Consider the following 21,294-nt stretch of genomic DNA (forward strand, 5'->3'; position numbering starts at 1 on the left):
TGGCGGGCACATCGGGATTATTGTACGTAGCGGACATGCGGCGGGAGAACGGCCGTGCAACCGCAGCGAACCGGTGAACCACGGCTGTGGGCCGTGGCTTCCAAAGTATTTATTTTGAACGAGTTCAAAATTCATCAACCCCCCTTACAAAACATCAGACTATGGCGACATCTTCTACAAAAAACGGATTCCAGTATAAGCCGGACAGCAGCGCTTCGGCCATTAAAGATAACGAACTTTCGGGCATCAACCGTGTGGTGAAACTCAAGGTGGTGGTAGATGGCAGGGTGGTGAAGGGCTTCAAGCATTTTTCACTTCAGCAGCACAGCACGCGGCATCACCGGTTCGAGATGATTCTGGATCATGACACCCTGGGCGGGCGCGAGAGCCACCTGCTGGAGTCCAGCAATGATTTTCTGGGCAAGCGCCTCACGGTGGTTTTCACCTATAAAGATGTGCCTCAGAGTCCGGAGCGCACCTTTGTGGGAGTCATCACAGAGGTGGGCTACCTTCAGGAACAGGGCAATCTGGGGAATATCGTACTCTCTGGGTACAGCCCTACCATTTTGCTGGACGGGGCACCCCATACGCAGAGTTTCGGGGGCGAAGAACCGGTTCAACTGAGCATGATTGCGCAGGAAGTCATTAAACAAGGAATCGATTCCCGGAGTTTTGATGTGCGCGTAGATGCCCATGACTACTCAGAAATTGTGTACAGTGCGCAGTACCGGGAAACCCATTATAACTACCTGTGCCGCATGGCTGCTGCCTATGGGGAACAGTTTTATTACGACGGAGAGGTGCTGCACTTCGGCAAACTTCCGCCCGGGAACAAGCCGGTAGAGCTGATCTACGGGCGCAACATCAGCGATATAAAAGTAGAACTGAAGGCGGTACATACCCGTCCGGAATTTTATGGCTATAACAGCAGCGCCCATGCACGGCTCACCTCTGGTGAGACGCCGGTGAAACACGTGAGTGACCTGGCTCGTACGGCCTATGCCCATAATGAAAAAATTTACAAAACTCCGTCCCGGCAGGTGGCCCCCATCCGTGCGGTGACGGACAAGGATGTGGTAAATTCCCAGCAGAGCAGCGCGGGAATGGCTGCGGCAGAGGTTTTCTGTGTCAGCGGCCATACCAGCATTCCGTTTCTGTACCCGGGTTGCGTGGCCGATGTGCAGATGCGCAAGGAGTCCAGCAATCAGACCTCGTACTTCACGCGGGTGATGATTACCGAAATCAGCCACGAGGTAGACAAGCTGGGTCGCTACCAGGGCCGCTTTACCGCCATAGCCAGTGATACGGGTTACCTGCCCAGACCGGAATATACCGAGCCGGTCGCACAGCCGCAGGTGGCCACGGTAATCTCTAATGCAGACCCTCTGGGACAGGGTCGTGTAGCGGTAAAGTTCGACTGGCAACTGCATGAGGTCACCAGTTTCATCCGGATGATGAGTCCCGATGCCGGTGGCACAGATCAGATCACTCAGAACCGGGGCTACGTGGCAATTCCGGAGGTAGGCGATCAGGTGATGGTGGGCTTCGTGCATCACCACCCGGACCGGCCCTTTGTAATGGGCGGCATGTTCCACGGCAAAACAGGACTGGGCGGGGGCGCGGAGAACCATATGCGATCCATTCAGACGAAAAGCGGAATCCGGGTACTGATGAATGATGCTGAAAAAAGCGTTACCATTCTGGATCCCAGCGGAAACACTTATTTTATGGACGGAAACGGAAATATTTCTGTCACCGCACCCAAAGATATCAATCTTACGGCCGGCGCCAATATGAATATCAGTGTAGGACAGAATATGACCACCACCGTGGGAGCCAACCAGACCAATACCGTGGGGATGAATAAATCCGATACGGTCACCATGAATTATAATGAGAGTGTGGGTGCTATGAAAAATGTCGCGGTTGCCGGCAGTTTTTTTACGAATGTTACAGGCAAACTTACCCAGTACATTAAAGGAGATATGGAGTTCTTTGGCGAGAAAGAACACAAACTGACTACCCTGAAAGGGGTGCAAGTAAGCAGTCAGGGAAAAATAGAGCAGCATTCCGAAAAAGAAGTTCAGAATAATAGTGGGGAGCAATCTAAAAATTATTAGATCATGAGCATCGAATATTTTGTAGAAGGTCAGGTAAAATTACAAACCGGTGGGAATCATATTGTAAAATCCAAAGGTGTTGTAAGCAATAATGCTGTTGAGTCTGTGGCGCAGAAGGGTGCAGAAACCGGTGTGAGCTATAATAACGCAGATGAAGTACATGACGCAGATAAACCTGTGAACAGCATAGATGTGACCTTGAATCTGTTTTTTGACGGTACCGGAAACAATAAATCCAACACCGAAGCCCGGAAAGCAAACAGTATCCATTATCAGGAAGAAGGCAATAAAAAAAATGACAGCTTCGAAAACGAATTTTCCAATGTAGCCAAAGGATATGATGCCATAGATTCAGATGCAGAGAATCAAGTGGCAGAATATATCGAAGGAATCGGAACTGTCGATCTTCAGGGCGATAATCTTTTCCCGGGACAAGCGCTGGGTTCCGGCGAAACTGGTGTAGTAGGAAAAGTAACGAAAGGATGCATGAAAGGAGCAGATAAAGTGGGCAACTTTATAAAGAAATCCAGCATTAAGAATATCAATACTCTCAAAGTCAATGTTTATGGGTTCAGTCGTGGTGCTGCAGCTGCACGGCACTTTGTGCATGTGGCAGGTACTCCGCCTTCTGTCTCCTACAGTAACGGGAGATCGGTTTTACAGATTTTTCCACCGAAGAATATTCCTGACGCTTCCTTTGTCCTTACTGATGATGATGGTACAAAACTAGATTTTATCAATCAGTATGGATATTTTGGGGCTTGTCTGATGAAAAAGGGACTTGCAGTTAAAAAAATAGTTGTTAATTTCGTAGGGCTTTACGATACGGTAGCTTCCTACGGGGTGTTGCATAAAAATGATACCTCAGATTTGGGACTGGACAGCATCAGCAGAGCCTATTTTGTCCTCCAGCTGGCTTCAGATAATGAGTACAGAAAGAATTTCCGGCTTACCAATATCAACAGTGCTGCACTGCATGGTCTGGAATTTACCCTTCCCGGCGTACATTCGGATATTGGTGGTGCCTACCGGAACGGAAATGAAGAGCGTGACGACCGTTTCCGGTATGAGACGAAAAAACTGTTTACAAGCAAAAATCGGCTGGAATGTGAGCGATTCCGAGAGCTGCTTATTTCCGAGGGTTGGTACAATTCCGAAGAAATCAGCATCAAAGCCGGTCCAAAATCAATGTCGCCGGGAAAAAGGCATCTGACTTCGTCTTATACTGTGACAGGGAAAAGAGTGCTCTCTAACCATTATGACAAAATACCGCTGAATATGATGTTTCATTACTCTAAACAATTTCAGGTGAAATATATGGAAGATGTTATCAGTAGAATGCATGCAGTTACAGGTGACACTTTAAGCACCTCTTACAGCCAGCTACTGGGTTATATGAATGCCTGCAACCAAAAAAGAAATGATTATGTGGAGGGCAGAACTGTAGGTAATTATATTGAGGATATTAAAAACATCCGTTATGAGGATTATATAGAAGAGGAAAGTCTGAAAAGACTGCGCAACCGATATTTGCACTGGTCTGTGGAATACGGTGATTTGTTCGTAAATGGAGAGAATGTATCCGGAGCGCTTCCGGTTTCTCAGCGCAAAAGAACCATACAACACGGATAATATGAAAAAACAAATTATACAGTTCATAAGTTTGCTGTGCGTGTTTTCACTGGCACAATGTCAAAATAAAAAGATGGATATGAAGAATCTACCGGAATATAATGTGATGATATGCCATCCGGCAAATGAGTATAGAATAGAGTTTGTCTCAGACAGGATTAAAACTTTAGAAGGCGTGGCGGCTCATCTCCCTTATGGAGGTACTTCCGGCAGCTGGGGCGATTCCGGCAAGGGCTGGACAGAGCAGCACGGAACACCCATCGGCGCAGATATTATCTATTATGCCGGTTATGAAGATACCTTTTACCATCTGGATGTGGATTTTCCTTCAGAAAAGATGAAGGATCTGCTCAGGAGAGCGTACATGGCAGGGTATGCCGATCAATATTCAAAATCTTTTGAACCATATATTTTATCAGAAAAGAAGATTGCTTATGACAGTTATGACAGTCCTTACAGCAGTATGACCGATCTTATTTTTGGCTTTGCCCCTAAAGGGATGGTGGTGGTTTGGATCAGTTATGCGGGGAGCATGCAAATAGAAATCGGACGCTATCAGGCGAAAGTGATACAGGATGATCAGGAACTGGAGAAAAAGCTTTTTGCGAATTGGTCCATGAACAGAACGGAAGTAAAGGAAAGGGATTTAATTCCTGATGCATCTCCGGAGAAATGGGATAACTATCGCATCAAATACAACTGGAAGCCTGCAATAAGTTCGGAAAACAAAGATTTCCACTTGTTAGAAAACGGCATTAGTTATTACAATGGAGAACATGAAAATCTCTACCAGCCATTTATGGTGAATCCCGGACAAAGAGATAGAGCTGTTCCCAAGTTTATTAACTTCATTTGGGAGTCAAACAACAAAGAGAACTATTCTGCCACCGTATTTTTCAACTGGGAAAAGTCCAATACAGCATTTAAAAAAGGAGGACAACAACAAAATCAACTGGGTTTTAAAGTAGCGGCAGATAACAACAGCATAGAAGTTACGCTCAACGGACAGCCTTTGGAAACAGACAGTATACGGATGTATTGAAGCAATTTTAAATTTCCTGTTGATTAATCTTTTATCCAATACAAAACGAACACGAACAATCAGGTGAACCGTTGTACTTATTTTAGGCTTGATACTCAATACAAACGGCCGATTTTTTCATCAAAAAAATATAAAAAAATTATTTATCCTAAAGAATTTTATATATTTGCAGCAATTAACAATAATTAAAAATTTAAATTACTATGTCAGACATTGCATCAAGAGTAAAAGCTATCATCGCTGATAAGCTTGACGTTGAAGAAACAGAGGTTACTGCAGAAGCTAGCTTCACTAACGATTTAGGAGCTGATTCTCTAGATACTGTAGAATTAATCATGGAATTCGAAAAAGAATTTAATATTCAGATTCCTGATGATCAGGCAGAAAAAATTACTACCGTAGGTCACGCGATTGCTTACATTGAAGAAGTAGTTAACAAATAGTATTTCTTTAACAGAAAATTAAATTATTTATGGAATTGAAGAGAGTAGTGGTTACTGGTTTTGGTGCTTTAACGCCTATTGGCAATAATGCGCAGGAATACTGGGAAAACCTTGTGAAAGGTGAGAGTGGTGCTGCTCCTATTACTCTTTTCGATGCCACAAATTTCAAGACAAAATTTGCCTGCGAAGTTAAAAATTTCGATCCGCTGCAGCACTTTGATAAAAAGGAAGCAAAAAAAATGGACCGGAATACCCAGTTCGGAATGGTTGCAGCACGTGAGGCCGTAGCACATTCACGAATTATAGAAGACCAGGTAAACAAAAACAGAATCGGTGTCATCTGGGGATCCGGAATTGGCGGTCTGGAAACCTTCGAAACGGAAGTGCTGGGCTGGGCAAACTCTGAAATCCCAAGATTTAATCCATTCTTTATTCCAAAAATGATTGCCGATATTACTCCGGGACACATCTCTATAGAGTACGGCTTTCACGGACCCAACTATACCACAGTTTCTGCATGTGCATCTTCTGCAAACGCACTTATTGATGCCAAAATGCTGATCCAGCTCGGAAAAGCAGATGTCATTGTATGTGGCGGTTCTGAAGCTGCCGTAACAGCAAGTGGTGTGGGCGGATTTAATGCCATGATGGCACTGTCTACCAGAAATGACGACCCCAAAACAGCCTCCAGACCCTTTGATAAAGACCGCGATGGTTTCGTACTGGGTGAAGGTGCAGGATGCATCGTCCTGGAAGAATATGAACACGCTGTAAAACGTGGTGCTACCATCTACGCAGAACTTAAAGGAGGAGGCATGAGTGCAGATGCCTACCACATGACCGCTCCACACCCGGAAGGACTGGGAGCCCATATGGTGATGAAAAACTGTCTGGATGATGCAGGAATCAGTACAGATGAAGTAGATCACATCAATATGCACGGTACTTCTACGCCACTGGGAGATATAGCAGAATCCAACGCAATATCCAAATTGCTGGGCGAGCATGCTTTTGATATCCAGATCAATTCTACTAAATCAATGACCGGTCACTTGCTGGGTGCAGCAGGGGTTATTGAAGCTATTGCAGCTTTAGGAACTATTGTTCACGGCATCGTTCCGCCTACCATCAACCATTTTACAGATGACGAGAATCTGGACAGCCGCCTGAACTTTACCTTCCACAAAGCAGTAGAGAAAGAGGTGAATGTCGCCATGAGCAATACCTTTGGTTTTGGCGGTCATAATGCATGCGTCCTGTTTAAAAAACTGTAATTTTGTGGAATGGAGTTATCAAAATACTTCCGGAAATTCCTAAAAAAAAGAAAAAAAGTTCTATCGGAGAAAGACTATTATTTAAGTTCGGAAATGTACCGCATTACCGGTCGCGAAATTCAGAATATCAGTCTGTACCGTGAAGCTTTTTCGCTGAAAAGCTCCTCAAAAAATCCCGGATATAAAAATTATGAACGCCTGGAGTTTCTGGGTGATTCTATTCTGGGATCCATCATTTCCTGTTACCTCTTCAGTACCTATCCCGCAGCCAATGAAGGTTACCTTACGCAAATGAAATCCAAAATCGTAAACCGTAAAAACCTCAATAAACTCGGCGAAAACCTGAAACTGAAAAAGTTTATACAAAATGGCAGTTCGGCCACTTTAAGTGAAAATATTTGCGGAAATTTGTTCGAAGCAATGATTGGCGCCGTTTACCTGGATCTGGGATATGATGCCTGCCGGAATATTGTTCTGGAAAGACTACTGACACCGGAAGAAATCAATAAACTGGAAAACCTGATCGTAAGCTACAAAGGGTTATTGCTGGAGTGGAGCCAGAAGCAGAAAGTGAGCATCCGCTATGAAACCTGCGAGGAAATTCAGGCCGGAAAAAATGTCGTGTTCCGCTGTACCTTATGGCTGCACGATGATAAAATAGCCAATGCAACTGAATCTTCCAAGAAGAAAGCAGAAGAGAAAGCCGCGCAGCGCGCATTTTATGTATTAAACAAAAAAGAAAATATCCTTGGAGCACCTAAAACTAATACTTGAGGAACCCGAAGAGCAGGCGGGCCAGATTGCACTGGTACGACTGGTGAAAGATATTCCCGACTATGAGTTTTTTTACCTGCTCAACAAACACAACCGCTTTTGCTTTGAAAGAATTGATGATCTGGTGCTGGAAGGCAGCTACTTCACCTATTCATTTGTAGTGTTCCGCGGATACTGCCGCGAGAGCAAGGTGTGTTTTCACTTTTTCGGTAACCGCTCCGTGCAGAGCGTTCAGAAAAAAATCAGCGATGTCCTCTTTCCGGATGAACAAGAAACTTCCTGGCTGATGCCCCTGCATCCGGATGCAGATTATATCTTGTTCACACCCGATACATATGCCGATTTTTCCGTAATTTTGCTACCGGAAAACTTGTGCTTTCAGAGACAAGACCTCTTTCTGAGTGCAGATGACGCGCTTTACCAAATAATTCAGTACTATGAATAAATACCTTAAGAAAACAAAAATCATTGCAACCCTGGGACCCGCCACAGCCACTAAAGAAATTATGACTGATCTGGTGAAAGCAGGGGTAGATATTTTCCGGATAAATTTTTCACATGCTGATTATGAGTTGGTTCGCAATAATGTCCGCTTAATCCGTGAAATCAATCAGGAACTGGGATCATCTGTAGGCATCCTGGGAGATTTGCAGGGCCCGAAACTGAGGGTAGGCGTGGTGAAAGAAGGTTCCTATCTGAACCCGGGAGATGTTCTGACCTTCACCAATGAAAAAATAGAAGGAGACTCTACCGTGGTGTATATGACGTATCAGGATTTTCCGAAAGACGTAAAAGCCGGAGAACGCATTCTCATTGACGATGGTAAACTGGTTCTGCAGGTGCTGGAAACCAACGAAACAGATACCGTGAAAGCCGTAACCATACAAGGGGGACCGCTAAGTTCCAAAAAAGGCGTGAACCTGCCCAATACCCATGTATCCCTTCCGGCACTTACCGAGAAAGACATAGCAGATACCCGTTTCATTATGGAACTTGATCTGGACTGGATCGCCCTTTCCTTTGTGCGCCACGCACAAGACATCATTGACCTCAAGAATCTTCTGAAAGAACACCCGAAGGGTCAGAAAATTCCTATTATTGCTAAAATAGAAAAACCGGAAGGGGTAAAGAATATCGAACAGATTTTAATGGAATGTGACGGGCTGATGGTGGCACGGGGAGACCTGGGGGTAGAAGTTCCCATGGAAGAAGTTCCCGCCATACAGAAAATGTTGGTAGAAAAAGCCAGAGCTTATGCCAAGCCGGTCATCATCGCTACCCAAATGATGGAAACCATGATCCGCAGCCTTACGCCAACCCGCGCAGAGGTGAATGATGTGGCCAACTCGGTGCTGGACGGTGCAGATGCCGTGATGCTGTCCGGGGAAACTTCCGTAGGAAGATATCCCGTACAGGTGGTTGAAAATATGACCAAAATTGTGAAAAACATAGAAAGTACCAATTTTTATATTCACAAAAATGAGCCTATAGAAAAAGAATATAATTGTATAGATGACCGTTTCATTACCAAAAGAATTTGTCTGGCTGCAGTGCGCATTGCAAAAAGTACAGATGTGGAAGCCATCATCACCCTCACGCATTCCGGTTATACGGCGTTTCAGATTTCTTCTCACCGGCCCAATTCGCATATCATCGTTTTCAGTTCCAACCGCAGGGTAACCACCATGCTCAATTTACTTTGGGGTGTCCGTGCCTATTATTATGATGATGTACAAACCACTGATGAAACCATTGTGCATGTAAATAAAATGGTGAATGAACTGGGTTATGTAGATGAAGGCGATTTTGTAATCAACCTGAATGCCACACCATCTGGTGAAGGAGGCAGAACCAATACGCTGAGACTCACTACCATATAAGGGAATGGTCACACGGCCAATCTGCAATCCTCAGATCCTTCTGAGGATTTTTTGTCCTTAAGATTTTATGAATCTACATCTGCATCATTTTTGGAGTATTTACGTACCTTTATATTTAAATCTTCCCATATGAACCCTACATTATTTCAGGCTTTCCACTGGTATACCGAAGGAAACGGCACTTTCTACAAAAACCTGCAGGAATCAGTTCCCTTACTAAGTGAACTGGGCATTTCTATGGCGTGGCTTCCGCCGGCTTTTAAGGGTGCCTACGGGGGTTACTCCGTAGGCTATGATCCTTATGATCTGTATGACCTGGGCGAATTTGACCAAAAGGGATCCGTAGCGACCAAGTACGGAACCAAAGAAGCGTATCTTGCTGCCTGCAAAGCATTGCAGGAAGCCGGTATTGCTGTTATGGCAGATATAGTACTGAATCACAAAGCACACGGAGACCAGAAAGAGCGCTTCATGGCGGTGCGGGTAAATCCGGAAAACAGGGAAGATGCCGAATCCGAACCGGTAGAAATAGAAAGTTATACCCGATTTACTTTCCCGGGACGGAACAATGTTTATTCGGATTTTCAATGGGATTTTACATGCTTTTCCGGTGTGGATCATGCAGAAAACCATGAAGGGATTTTCCGGATTTTACATGATCATGGCGAGGGTTGGGAAGAAATGGTTGGAGATGAGAAGGGGAACTATGACTATCTCATGTTCAATGATATCGAACATCGTAATCCTTTTGTGAGAGAAGAGTTGAATGCCTGGGGAAAGTGGTACCATGATCAGATTGGTTTTGACGGCGTCAGATTGGATGCCGTGAAACATCAGTCGCCGGATTTTTATCGCGAATGGCTTACCTTGTTGCGATCCAATACTGGTAAAAATATCTTTGCCGTAGGCGAATACTGGAATGCGGGACAGCCGGAATTGCTGGAAGAATACATAGCGGTTATACAGGGATCCATGAGTTTGTTTGATGCGCCTCTTCAACGGCACTTTCATGAGGCTTCCCGCCAAGGCGCAGCATATGACCTCCGGAACATCTTCCGGGGAACATTGACCGAGAAAAATCCGATGCTCTCTGTGACGGTCGTGGCAAATCATGACACCCAGCCCCTGCAGGAACTGGAATCTGTGGTGGAAAACTGGTTCAAACCGCTGGCCTATGCGCTGATTCTGCTAAGGGAAAGCGGACTGCCCTGCGTATTTTATCCCGATTTATATGGGGCACAATACCGGGATACCGGTGAGGATGGCCTGGAACATGAAATCTTTATGCAGAAAACAGAAAAGATAGAGGAGTTATTAAAAGTCAGAAAGTTATTTGCGTACGGATTTCAGCGGGATTATTTTGAAGATGCCAATTGCCTGGGCTGGACCCGGGAGGGAGATGAAAATCATGCTGGCTGTGCAGTGGTGCTGAGCAACAGGGATGCCTATGAGAAACCAATGGAAATGGGAATGCCCTATGCAGGACAGCATTTTTATGACTATTTGCAGCGCTTTGACCATGAAGTGGAGATTGATGAAAACGGCTGGGGGAATTTTCCTGTTCCCGCAGGAAATGTTTCGGTCTGGGTACCGGTTTCGGCAATAGAATCCGGAGTCTGAGTACAAAAAAATAACCGCATGGCAAAATGCGGTTATCCTGTTCTGAAATTTTTTCTCATCAGATGAGCTATCGGTGACTAACATCTCTTACAGAGCAATACGCTCTGTAAAGAGAATGAAAGTCTGACCACGTGTGTTTTCAATTTTACAAACTCCCCAAAAAAAACACGAAAAACTTTCCCAAAAGAAGAAAGAGTGATGTGGTCAAAATCTTATATGAACAGTTGTGCTTTAATCTTTAGCAGAAAAAAATGAATTTTCTCTCTTAAAGATTATGAGTACAAAGATAATATACATCATCATGTATATCCGGAATTTCCTTTAGAAAGGCGTCTATACAGTTGTAGATATTTGTCTACAGATCATGTATACTATTCAGTGCCGGTAATCGTTGATCAGGCTGATTAGTTGTACAATATTGTCTATTTTTAGTTTTTCGAATACCCGTTTTTTTAGTGTACTCACGGTATTTTGCTTGATGTTCAACTGCGCTGCGATTTCTATATTTCCGGTTCCGCCCGCATAGAGCAGGGCTACCTCAAGCTCACGGTCGGTAAGGCAGGACAAGGGGTTTACCAAAGCCGGGTTCTGCAGGGAGTGAATGAGCAGTGACTGAGTCTGTGCAGAAAGGTACCGACCCTCTTTGATGAGTTGCCGCAAGGCAGATTCTACTTCGTGATCCTCACTTAATTTACTCAGAAAACCATTGGCACCGGCATTGATGTATTGCAGGGCATGTGTTGTTTCATCAATACCGCTGTAAATCAGCAGGACGAGTCCGGGGTTATTGCGGCGCAGTTCCGGCAGAATGCTGAGGCAGTTTCCGTCGGGAAAAGAGGCATCCAGTATGGCAATATCTACTTTGTCCTGTTGCAGAATGAGTTTTATGTTTTTTAAATCTGAGGCATGAATAAGCTGATGATCCGGGTGAATATCATCAATCAGCATGGCCAGGCCGTGCCGGATCATGGCGTGATCATCTGCCAGTAAGAAGGTGAGGCTTTTAGGAGGCAGTTCTGTCATCATTTATTTTAAGGTTAATGGAAAAAGTTACAGTAGTACCCTGATCCGCATTTCGCTGTACAGAAATGGTTCCCGGGTACAACTCCACCAGTTCTTTGCACAGGCTCAGGCCGAGTCCGGCACCCAGGTTTTCTACATCTTTAGACAGGACGCCCTGGTAGTAAGGCTCAAATATCTTTTGAAGATCAGCGTCTGAAATTCCGGCTCCCGTATCGCTTACCGTTGCCGTGAACAGCAAATTGTTTTCGCCGGTTTTTTCTGTGTGGGCAGTCGCTTTGATGGTTCCGTTTTCGGTAAATTTATTGGCATTCCCCAGAATATTCATAAAAATCTGATTAATCTTGGCATTATCAGAGTACACCATTGTTTCCGGATGTATATTTTCCTCCGTAATGAACCGGTTATTCCGGCTTTCAATATAGGGTGTTATGGATCTGAAGATGGCATTCACCTCTTCCTTCAGATTAAAATATACGGGAATCAGGCGGTTTTCTGCCTGCTGGTTTTTGGTGTATTCCAGAATCTGGCCGGCTTGCATCATTAATGTGTTACTGGTATAACTGACCGAGTTTAGATATTCTTTTATTTTTTCATCCTCTATTTTATTCTTGATCCGGTTCATAAACAGGCCGATATTTTTCAGCGGGGCTCTCATTTCATGGCTCAGCATTCCCAGGATTCTGTTTTTGAATTTTAAATTTTCGCTGATTTGTCTGGAGGCCGCTTTCAGTTTTTTTTCATACAGAAACGCAATTCTGGTCAGCAGTAATATCAGGAGGGATACGATAAACATGAGGATCATGGCTCCGATGATCAGGTATTCCCTGATTTTGTTTTTCTGTGAAGTCAGTTTTTCATACTCTTTTTCAATCTCTGTTTTAGAGTTTTTTACAGCAGATTCGTAAATGGACATCACAGCATTGCTGTACGCCATCAGCCTGCTGAAGGTTTCATAGAATTTGATGCTGTTGTCCTGGTTTTTGCCGGCAGCCGTAATAAAACGGCGGGTTTCCTTATGGTAATGATTGTTGATGGTTCCCACCATATGATCCAGATTTTCTTTCAGCTGGGCGGCAGGGGTTTTTCCGGATTTCAGCGTCACCACCGTACTGTCTTTGCGAACCGTTTCCTTGCCGGTGATGGCATCACCCAGCCTCCCGAAAAGGTTCTTTTTCCTTACAGAATCCGTGTAGGTTTCGGTGGTTACATCAAAGGTTTCCGGGGTTTCTTCCAAAAAAAAATTATTAAATACCGGCATTTCTTCCCTTAGCTTAAAACCTGTTTTTGTGGTATATTCCTGTGTGGAATCAATCAGTATTTTCAGGTCTTCCAGTTTCATTGAATCTATTTTCCTGGATGCCAGTATGCTGTTGATTTTCGGATCCTCAAATTTGAGATTCTGAATACTGTCCAGCTTGCCGGTAAGTTTCCCTATGGATTCGAAATAAGCGTTGAGGTGGGACTTGTCCCCGGTCTTCAGGTATTTCTGAAAGTAATCCTGAACATTCAGCAAATTTTCCCTGGAGTTCTGAGTCAGATTTTCCAATGCTGTAATTTCTTTCAGCCGGTTTTCCATATAGATTTTGTTTTTGCCGGTGCGGAATTCGTTATAGAAAAATCCGGCAATGAGCAACTGGATCAGCAGTAAACAACCAATGAGAGAAAAATGAATGATTTTTCTGTATCTGAAGTTCAGTGGCGTGTCTGGATTATTTGCTTTTTGCATTATTTCTTTTCTCAGGTATTTTCATTGTACTAAAAGTAACGATAAAATTCCAGTATACAGGTGGTCATAAGCAGATTTTTATCAGTTACTAAAAGATTCATGCTATACAAAGATATTAATGGATGTTCGTTCAATCTCTTTTCGGGTATAGAATGAACTCTATACGCTCGTAGATATTTGTCTATGAGAAGAATATATTTTGCATAAGCCGATTCAGAGGTTGTGTATCTATTGTTACAACAAAGGCCTGATCCCGAAATTTTAAATGCCTGCAGAGAATCGGGAGAAATATTCTTCCGGGCTCAGAAGCGCAGAAACCGAATATTTTTAAGAAAACTTTAATAAGGCTTATTCTGCAGCATCGTGAGATTTGCTGTACATTTGAATGAAATTAACAGCATAAATACTCAGAAGTATGAAGACATTCCCTGTAAAGGCTTTTGGCACGCCCAGTAAAGATGATGACCTGTCAGAAATGCAGATTGACCGCCGGGAGGTAAATCCCACAGATATAGAAATCGATATTCTGTACTGCGGCGTATGCCATAGTGACCTGCATACGGCCCGCAATGACTGGGGCGGCACCAAATATCCTTCTGTGCCCGGCCATGAGATCATCGGCAGAATTACCCGCGTGGGCTCAGAAGTCACAAAATTCAAAGTGGGTGACCTGGCCGGTGTGGGGTGTCTGGTAGATGCCTGCCGTGAGTGTGACAGTTGCAAAAAAGATTTGGAGCAATATTGCCTGAATGGTTCTGTGGGAACCTATAACGGCCGGGATGAGTTTCTGGGTGGACATACCTTTGGCGGATATTCTGAGAAGGTGGTGGTAGATGAAGCTTTCGGACTGAAAATCCCTGAAAACCTGGATCTGAAGGCTGTAGCGCCCTTGCTGTGTGCCGGGATCACCACCTGGTCACCGCTGAAACACTGGAATGCCGGCCCCGGGACCAAAGTTGCGGTGGTGGGTCTGGGCGGCCTGGGTCATATGGCCATCAAACTGGCCAAAGGTCTGGGTGCAGAGGTAACCCTTTTCTCCCGCAGTCCGAATAAGATTCAGGATGCACTGAATCTGGGTGCCGATGCGGTGATCATCTCCACCTACGAAAATGAAATGAAAGCGGCAAAGGGCAAATTTGACCTCATTATAGACACGGTCCCGTATGACCATGATATCAATCCGTATATTTCCACGCTGGCAGTTGCCGGAACTCTGGTTTTGGTGGGATACATCGGGAAAATGGATGAAGCATTACTTACCTCACCCATGATTGGCGGCCGGCGCTCGGTAGCCGGTTCGGTCATCGGAGGCATCCGGGAAACCCAGGAAATGCTGGATTTTTGTGGGGAAAATAATATTCTGCCGGAGGTGGAAATGATCAGAATGCAGGACATTAACCATGCCTACGAACGCATGCTGAAAAGCGACGTACGCTACCGTTTTGTCATTGATATGCAAAGTTTGAAAGGATAAATCCTCTCGTCTGTCAGCCTGTAAAAGACTATAGCTGCTTTAAGTATCAGATAATCAAGAGCATGGCGTGATGTTGTGGACACACCTTTCTCACCGGCTGTACGCTATTACTCCTTCAGATTGCCCACGGTTTTAACCGTGGGTAATCTGTGCGGGGTAGCCCCTGCCATCCGGGCTAGGTTCGCGCGGCGTACTTCTTCCAAAAAAGGTTTCTTCTACCATAATATAAGTTGTCTGACGTGAGACGAGTTTCGTTTCTTCAACTTTAATTCCTTATTTTTACCCTTGATCTTAAACAGAGACTCATGAAAAAAATGACTTCATTGCTTTTTGTCTTGCTGGCAGGTTTCGGCTTTGCACAGGAAGATATTACCTATCAGGTTCCTCCCGCAGAAATCAGGGAGCTGGTAGACTATCAGCGGGCACCGTCTGTCGCTATGGACAGTAAAAAGGAACAGATTGTGTTCATGTACCGCGACACCTATAAAACCATCGCCGGTCTTTCGGAAGAAGAGATGCGCCTGGCCGGACTCCGCATCAACCCGAAAACCAATATCTCAAGTACCATTACCTATGTCAACAATTTGCAGTACCGGAAACTGAAAGACCGGGAACTGCAGCAGTTTAAAGGCTTGCCCCGGAACCCCAGACTGGCCCATTTCTCCTGGAGCCCGGATGAAACACAGATGGCCTTCACCCATACCGCCGATGGCGGAGTAGAAGTCTGGCTGGCAGATTTTAAATCTTTAACCGCAAAAAAGCTTACAGATGCCCGTGCCAACGCCAATCTGGGAAGTCCGATCACGTGGTTCAAGGACGGGAAATCCCTATTGGTGCGCATGCTTCCCCAAGACAAACCTGCATTGACTGATCCCAAAACGGCTTTGCCTCAGGGACCTGTGGTGACCGTAAGTGACGGCAGTCTGGCGCAAAACAGAACCTACCAGGATTTACTCACCAGTAAAACAGATGAAGATAATTTCGATATCCTTACCACCTCCGAACTGTATCAGGTAGATCTGAACGGAAATGCGGTTCTTTGGAAAAATAAAGCCATCTACCGCAGCATTTCCTTCTCGCCGGACGGCAATTATGTGATGGTTTCCACCATAGAAAAACCCTATTCGTATATTGTGCCGCTCAGCAGATTCCCGGTGACCACCACCATTTATGACAAAGAGGGGAAACCGGTGTCAGAATTTTCTAAAACCCCGCTGCTGGAAGACTTACCCAAAGGCTTTATGGCAGTGCAGACCGGTAAGCGCGCTGTACAGTGGCGGGCCGATAAAGCCGCCACACTGGTCTATGCAGAAGCACTGGATGGAGGAGACCCGGCTCAGGAAACGCCATTCCGTGATGAGGTGTTCCAGATTGCAGCACCGTTTACCGGCTCACCGCAATCTGTAGCCAAAACCATCGGAAGATTTTCCGGAATTACCTGGGGCAATGACCGTTTCGCTTTACTCTCGGATTATTGGTGGAATACCCGGAACTCCAAGACCTATATCCTGAATCCTTCGGATTTTACGCAGAAACCCAAAATCCTGTGGGACCGGAATTATCAGGATAAATACAGTGATCCCGGCAGTCCGGAAACCAAAAGAAATGAATTCGGGCAATATGTGATGGACATTCAGAACGACCAGATTTTACTGCTGGGAGAAGGGTTTACCGAAAAAGGACAATTTCCGTTCATCGATCAGCTGAACCTAAGTACGCTGAAGAGCAACCGTTTGTACCAGTCGGCACTTACCCGTGAAAAAGAGGACATTACCTCTGTGCTGGATGTGAAAAAAGGGGAGATTCTGGTTCGCAAGGAATCCCCCAATCAATATCCGAATTATTTTGTAAAGAACATCCGGAGCCGAAAAGCACCCGTGCAGGTGACCCATTTCAGAAATCCATTTACCGCCATAGAAAATGTACATAAGGAAGTCATTAAGTATAAGCGCGAGGACGGACTGGAACTTTCGGGAACTTTATATCTTCCGGTGGGTTATGACATGAAGAAAAAGGAAAAACTGCCCATGATTATGTGGGCATATCCTGCAGAGTATAAAGATAAAAGCAGTGCCGCACAGGTGACTACCAATCCCAATGAATTTACTTTTCCGCATTACGGATCTCCCATTTACTGGGTAACCCGCGGCTATGCTGTGCTGGATGATGCTGCCTTCCCGATTGTAGGCGAAGGAAAAGAGGAGCCCAATGATACCTTTATCCCACAACTGGTAGCCAATGCCAAAGCGGCCATTGATGCCGTAGATGAACTGGGATATATAGACCGCAACCGGGTGGCGGTGGGCGGCCATTCTTACGGTGCCTTTATGACGGCCAATCTGCTGTCTCATTCCAGTCTTTTTGCGGCCGGAATTGCCCGAAGCGGTGCCTATAACCGTACCCTGACGCCATTTGGATTCCAGAGTGAGGAGCGCAACTACTGGGAAGCACCGCAGGTGTACAATACCATGTCGCCGTTTATGAGTGCCGATAAAATGAAAACGCCACTGCTGCTGATTCACGGGAATGATGACAATAATTCCGGTACGTATACCATGCAGAGCGAACGCTATTTCAATGCATTGAAAGGTTTCGGGGCGCCTGCCCGTCTGGTGCTGCTGCCCAAAGAATCTCACGGCTATGCTGCCAAAGAAAGCATTTTGCACGTCATCTGGGAGCAAGACCAGTGGCTGGAGAAATACGTGAAAAACAAGGGTAAATAATTTGTTCTTTCTGAAAATAATAATAAACCGCGTCTTGTGCAAGTCGCGGTTTATTTAATGCCTTAAAGTTCGTTTTTTATTAAATTTTCTCCGGCCGAATGAAGCTAAACTTAGTGGTCCGCTGCTGAAATTCATCTATTTCAGTCATAAATATAGTATTTCCAGTTGTCTAGGCCTGTCCTATATAAAGTTTGTAGTTCTTCTTCTATGCTGTGTGATTTCCCATAGGATCATATATCATAACTTCAAAATTAAAATTTAGTAACACATTTTGAGTAAATGACAAATTGAAATGGTCATCTTTCTTTTCATAAGTATAGCCTGAAATCCCCATGATCCAAGGTTGCGGAATATTTTTAATGTATGATGGCTGTAATTGAGAAATATTTTCCGGATAATGATCATTCGCAGTCCTGAATGTTTCTATAGCGGTAATTAAATTTTGTGCATTGTGCATTGCAATTTGTCTGCTTATCTCTCTCGCAAACCCTGCACCCCATATGGAAAAGATAATTATACACAGCGGAACAGTCCAAAGCAGCAGGGGGAGTAGTTTCTTGTCTTGTTGACTCCTTTGTTTGATTGTTCGTAATAATCCCACAGGCATCAGCAGAAGCCCGAAAACGCTGCTGATTTGTGCTAAACTGAATATTGTATTTGTGAGTTTGCTGAGAAAACCCGGCCCTGGTAAAAAGGGTGAAATCACCAACAATATGGTCAGTAAATTTATTCCGATTAAAATTTTCAGTTGTTGTTTGGTCATTTGCTTATTTGCATGCGTATCTATAATCAACAGTATTCAAATTTTAGAATTTATCTGTCGTTTTGGTTGTAAAAGGATGCTTTGTTAGAAAGTAGAAAGGACTTTCTACCCTTTCTATTTTCTTTTCAAAACCCTTCTTGCTGTGGCAGATTTGCCATCTATGGGATGGGTCATGGTTAAGCCTAAAATTTCGGCCACAATGGGGTAGAGGTTTACATTTCTGAACGGAGCAATCACTTTTCCCTCTTGGAAAGCCGGGCCGGATGCTTTAAATGTAGCCTGCATTTCGGGAACCCGGTAAGGATCATAGCCATGTTTGCCGGGAGAAGTGCGGTTGACTTCCAGGAAAATTTTCGGTGAATCCGGTACCAGAATGATATCGCCAATGCGATTGAAACGGTCATTCCGGCTGGCATAATTGAGTTTTCGGGGAAACCGTTTGGTCAGGTGCACTTTATACTCCTTTGTTTGCTGCTTTTTCAGTTCGCGATAAACGCTTTTTATCTGGTTTTTATCTTTTACAGTTACCCTGAGAAATGTTTGAGAGTTGATATATACAAAGCGGTTTTTATCGGTAATCAGTTCGGGGACTTTCAGTGTGTGCGCTACATCGGCATCAATCATCCCGTGGTCTGAGACGAAAATAAAGTTCACCTGTGGCAACTGGAGCGCATTGACTTTCTGCATGAGTTTTCCCACGGCATCATCAATCATTTTTACCGCCGCACGGGTCTCCGGGGCCTCTGCGCCAAAGCGGTGTCCGTTCTGATCGACCTCCGGGAAGTAAAAGGTGATGAAATGAGGCCTTTTTTCTTCGGGGAGCTGCAGCCAGTCCAACACGATGTCAATTTTTTTATCAGTGGAAAATGCTTCATGATAATCGTAATAATAGGTGGGACCGGTACCGCCGGCATCAGTATTGGAACCTACCCAGAACAGTGAAGCCGAAAGAACACCCTGTTGCTCGGCAAGACTCCACAGCGGGATGCCGCCCAGCCATTTTTTATTTTTATTTTGGTTCAGGTCTTTCATGGCAAACATTTCATTGCGCCGCGGGTCAAAGAAATAATTGTCTACAAATCCATGATGAGCAGGATACATCCCGGTGATCAGTGAATAATGATTGGGTCCGGTAACCGACGGATAAGAGGGAATCATAGATTTTGCCGAAACACCGCTCCTGCCTATGTTCAGAATATTTTTGGCACCATATTTTTCCGCATAATCATGGCGGAAACCATCGGCAGATATCAGAATCACATAGGGTTTGGCGTGCGTCTCAGGGGCATTTTTCCGGTGGGGCTGAATCACTTGCGCGGTATCGGTCACCGGTTTTTGTGAGAATGCACTCAGCGCAACGCAACATAAGAATAAAACGATGCTCTTCTTCATCTGTTATAATTTTCAACAAATGTAAGCGGAACTTTTAGGATAAAAAATTCACGCAGTAGAAGTTCATTAAAAAAGCCACCGTAAAGTGGCTTCAGATCTACTGTTTAATCGGAGTTTCACAGTGATACCACCTTACTTTACTCACGTAATCTGAAAAAACAGATGGTAATGTCATGATGCATCTCTTATTTGGTTATATAATAGTAGATGAATTTCCGGCCGTTTTTCAGGGTATATACCTTGACCGACCCAGAAAGGGAATGAATTTGTTTCTTTAGCCTTCCCTGGTAATTTCTTTTTTTGCTCTGATGTGTACGGGGGTGGCATACTGTTGAAATTCTGCCTGCAGCGCCGGATTCACGAAGCTTAAAGCATCAGAAAAGGAGTGGGGAGTGTTCTTAGTCATGGTTTTGAGTTATGCTCAAATATAATCAAATAATAGTATTGTTTTTGTGTAATAGCTAGTTTTTTATTGAATGATTGTTAAGAGTAGGGGTAGAGATTTGGTATTTAAGTTTTGGAACTAAGTATATTATCGGTAATCAAAATTTGCCAACATTAAAGTAATATAAAAACCATACAAGCGGTATGTTTGTATAGCTTTTTCATATATCTTTCTCACTAAATTACTGCTTGGTGAGTGTAATTGGTTTTGGGATTGTAGTTTTGTTTATTGAACAGGGATTATTCAAATTTACCACAGCGCAAGCAGCGGAAAAATTGAATTTTTTCTCATGAGATTTGTGTGGTTTTCAAATGTACTAAAAACAACTCTGCACAAAATATTTTTGAATAATGTACCGATGCATCTGTAGGATATCAGGATATTCAAAATCTCTATCAGGAAAATAAAGAGAAGAGTGAAAAGATAGAAAAATTGTATGAAGAGAGATTAAAAGATAAAGACAAGATGATGGAGCAGCTACAGAATTTGCTCAGTAAATAAAAACAAATCCCTGCCACATGGCAGGGATTGTTGTACGTATTACAAACCTGTGCTTACGCCTGTACGTTATTTTGTCCGATTACGAAAGGCTCAACTTCTTTGATTTCTCCAAATTGTTGTTCGTAGTTCTGGATGTTTTGCTGAAGTGCCTGCAGTACTCTTTTGGCATGCAGAGGAGCCAGGATTACTCTGGATCTTACGTTGGCCTGCTGTACCCCCGGCATCATCTGGATAAAGTCCAGAACGAACTCAGAAGGTGAGTGGTTTACCAGTGCAAGGTTACAGTATACCCCTGCAGCAACCATTTCGTTCAGTTGAATGTTAATGTTGTTTGGATCTTGGTTTTGATTGTTGTCCATGTTAGATTTTGTTTTATTTAAGTTGTATGTTCGCTGTCCAAAGTTAAGGAAAAGTCTTTAAAAATGCTGATCCTTTAACTTTGAACTTTGAACCATTTAATAA

At 44.2% G+C, this 21,294-nt stretch carries 17 protein-coding genes; 11 read left to right on the top strand and 6 right to left on the bottom strand.

Annotated features, from left to right (window positions below):
* The first annotated feature begins 161 nt into the window (after positions 1 to 161).
* The 9 genes from LKO26_RS06745 (at position 162) to amyA (ending at position 10,785) form a co-directional block, all read left to right on the top strand.
* On the top strand, positions 162 to 2,120 hold the full coding sequence (locus LKO26_RS06745) for a type VI secretion system Vgr family protein (protein WP_227587094.1): 1,959 nt from the start codon (positions 162 to 164) through the stop codon (positions 2,118 to 2,120).
* A 3-nt stretch (positions 2,121 to 2,123) separates the two neighbouring features.
* Positions 2,124 to 3,752 (top strand): phospholipase effector Tle1 domain-containing protein, encoded by a 1,629-nt coding sequence (locus LKO26_RS06750; protein ID WP_227587095.1) that lies wholly within the window; start codon positions 2,124 to 2,126, stop codon positions 3,750 to 3,752.
* Between the two features lie 79 nt (positions 3,753 to 3,831).
* A complete protein-coding gene (locus LKO26_RS06755) occupies positions 3,832 to 4,794 on the top strand; it encodes a DUF2931 family protein (RefSeq protein ID WP_227587096.1) in 963 nt (320 codons plus the stop codon).
* A gap of 203 nt (positions 4,795 to 4,997) precedes the next feature.
* Positions 4,998 to 5,237 (top strand): acyl carrier protein, encoded by a 240-nt coding sequence (locus tag LKO26_RS06760; protein WP_227587097.1) that lies wholly within the window; start codon positions 4,998 to 5,000, stop codon positions 5,235 to 5,237.
* A 29-nt stretch (positions 5,238 to 5,266) separates the two neighbouring features.
* Positions 5,267 to 6,511 (top strand): beta-ketoacyl-ACP synthase II, encoded by a 1,245-nt coding sequence (gene fabF, locus LKO26_RS06765; RefSeq protein ID WP_227587098.1) that lies wholly within the window; start codon positions 5,267 to 5,269, stop codon positions 6,509 to 6,511.
* Between the two features lie 9 nt (positions 6,512 to 6,520).
* A complete protein-coding gene (gene rnc, locus LKO26_RS06770) occupies positions 6,521 to 7,285 on the top strand; it encodes a ribonuclease III (RefSeq protein ID WP_227587099.1) in 765 nt (254 codons plus the stop codon).
* Entirely contained in the window at positions 7,260 to 7,730 is a 471-nt protein-coding gene (locus LKO26_RS06775; protein WP_227587100.1) for an IPExxxVDY family protein, read from the top strand. The genes rnc and LKO26_RS06775 overlap by 26 nt, the downstream gene beginning before the upstream one ends.
* Complete coding sequence (gene pyk, locus LKO26_RS06780; RefSeq protein ID WP_227587101.1) at positions 7,723 to 9,165, top strand: pyruvate kinase; 1,443 nt, start codon at positions 7,723 to 7,725, stop codon at positions 9,163 to 9,165. Before LKO26_RS06775 ends, pyk begins: the two co-directional genes overlap by 8 nt.
* A 129-nt stretch (positions 9,166 to 9,294) precedes the next feature.
* Positions 9,295 to 10,785: an alpha-amylase gene (gene amyA / locus LKO26_RS06785; protein WP_227587102.1), complete on the top strand. Its 1,491-nt coding sequence runs from the start codon at positions 9,295 to 9,297 to the stop codon at positions 10,783 to 10,785.
* 375 nt (positions 10,786 to 11,160) lie between these two features.
* On the opposite strand, the gene LKO26_RS06790 is transcribed toward amyA, so the two are convergent.
* Positions 11,161 to 11,811 carry a response regulator transcription factor gene (locus tag LKO26_RS06790; protein ID WP_227587103.1) on the bottom strand — a complete coding sequence of 217 codons (651 nt, stop codon included), beginning with the start codon at positions 11,809 to 11,811 and terminating at the stop codon, positions 11,161 to 11,163.
* The gene (locus LKO26_RS06795) at positions 11,789 to 13,534 is read right to left on the bottom strand and encodes a sensor histidine kinase (protein ID WP_227587104.1); all 1,746 of its coding nucleotides are present in this window, start codon (positions 13,532 to 13,534) and stop codon (positions 11,789 to 11,791) included. Before LKO26_RS06795 ends, LKO26_RS06790 begins: the two co-directional genes overlap by 23 nt.
* A gap of 415 nt (positions 13,535 to 13,949) precedes the next feature.
* Here LKO26_RS06795 and LKO26_RS06800 point away from each other — a divergent pair, with 415 nt between their 5' ends.
* Both LKO26_RS06800 and LKO26_RS06805 read left to right on the top strand, forming a co-directional pair.
* Positions 13,950 to 15,008 carry an NAD(P)-dependent alcohol dehydrogenase gene (locus tag LKO26_RS06800; protein WP_227587105.1) on the top strand — a complete coding sequence of 353 codons (1,059 nt, stop codon included), beginning with the start codon at positions 13,950 to 13,952 and terminating at the stop codon, positions 15,006 to 15,008.
* Between the two features lie 305 nt (positions 15,009 to 15,313).
* Entirely contained in the window at positions 15,314 to 17,731 is a 2,418-nt protein-coding gene (locus tag LKO26_RS06805) for a prolyl oligopeptidase family serine peptidase (RefSeq protein ID WP_227587106.1), read from the top strand.
* Positions 17,732 to 17,936: 205 nt separating this feature from the next.
* Here LKO26_RS06805 and LKO26_RS06810 read toward each other — a convergent pair whose 3' ends face one another.
* From LKO26_RS06810 to LKO26_RS06820, 4 genes are all read right to left on the bottom strand, one after another.
* Positions 17,937 to 18,524, bottom strand: a complete 588-nt coding sequence (locus LKO26_RS06810) for a hypothetical protein (RefSeq protein WP_227587107.1) — start codon at positions 18,522 to 18,524, stop codon at positions 17,937 to 17,939.
* Positions 18,525 to 18,608: 84 nt separating this feature from the next.
* Positions 18,609 to 19,886, bottom strand: coding sequence for an ectonucleotide pyrophosphatase/phosphodiesterase (locus tag LKO26_RS06815; protein ID WP_227587108.1), 1,278 nt, complete (start codon positions 19,884 to 19,886; stop codon positions 18,609 to 18,611).
* Positions 19,887 to 20,160: 274 nt separating this feature from the next.
* A complete protein-coding gene (locus LKO26_RS12720; RefSeq protein ID WP_262907426.1) occupies positions 20,161 to 20,292 on the bottom strand; it encodes a hypothetical protein in 132 nt (43 codons plus the stop codon).
* Positions 20,293 to 20,885: 593 nt separating this feature from the next.
* Positions 20,886 to 21,191 carry a DUF3467 domain-containing protein gene (locus LKO26_RS06820; protein WP_227587109.1) on the bottom strand — a complete coding sequence of 102 codons (306 nt, stop codon included), beginning with the start codon at positions 21,189 to 21,191 and terminating at the stop codon, positions 20,886 to 20,888.
* Positions 21,192 to 21,294 lie beyond the last annotated feature (103 nt).

Source organism: Chryseobacterium sp. MFBS3-17, from assembly GCF_020687745.1.
Taxonomy (GTDB): Bacteria; Bacteroidota; Bacteroidia; order Flavobacteriales; family Weeksellaceae; genus Marnyiella.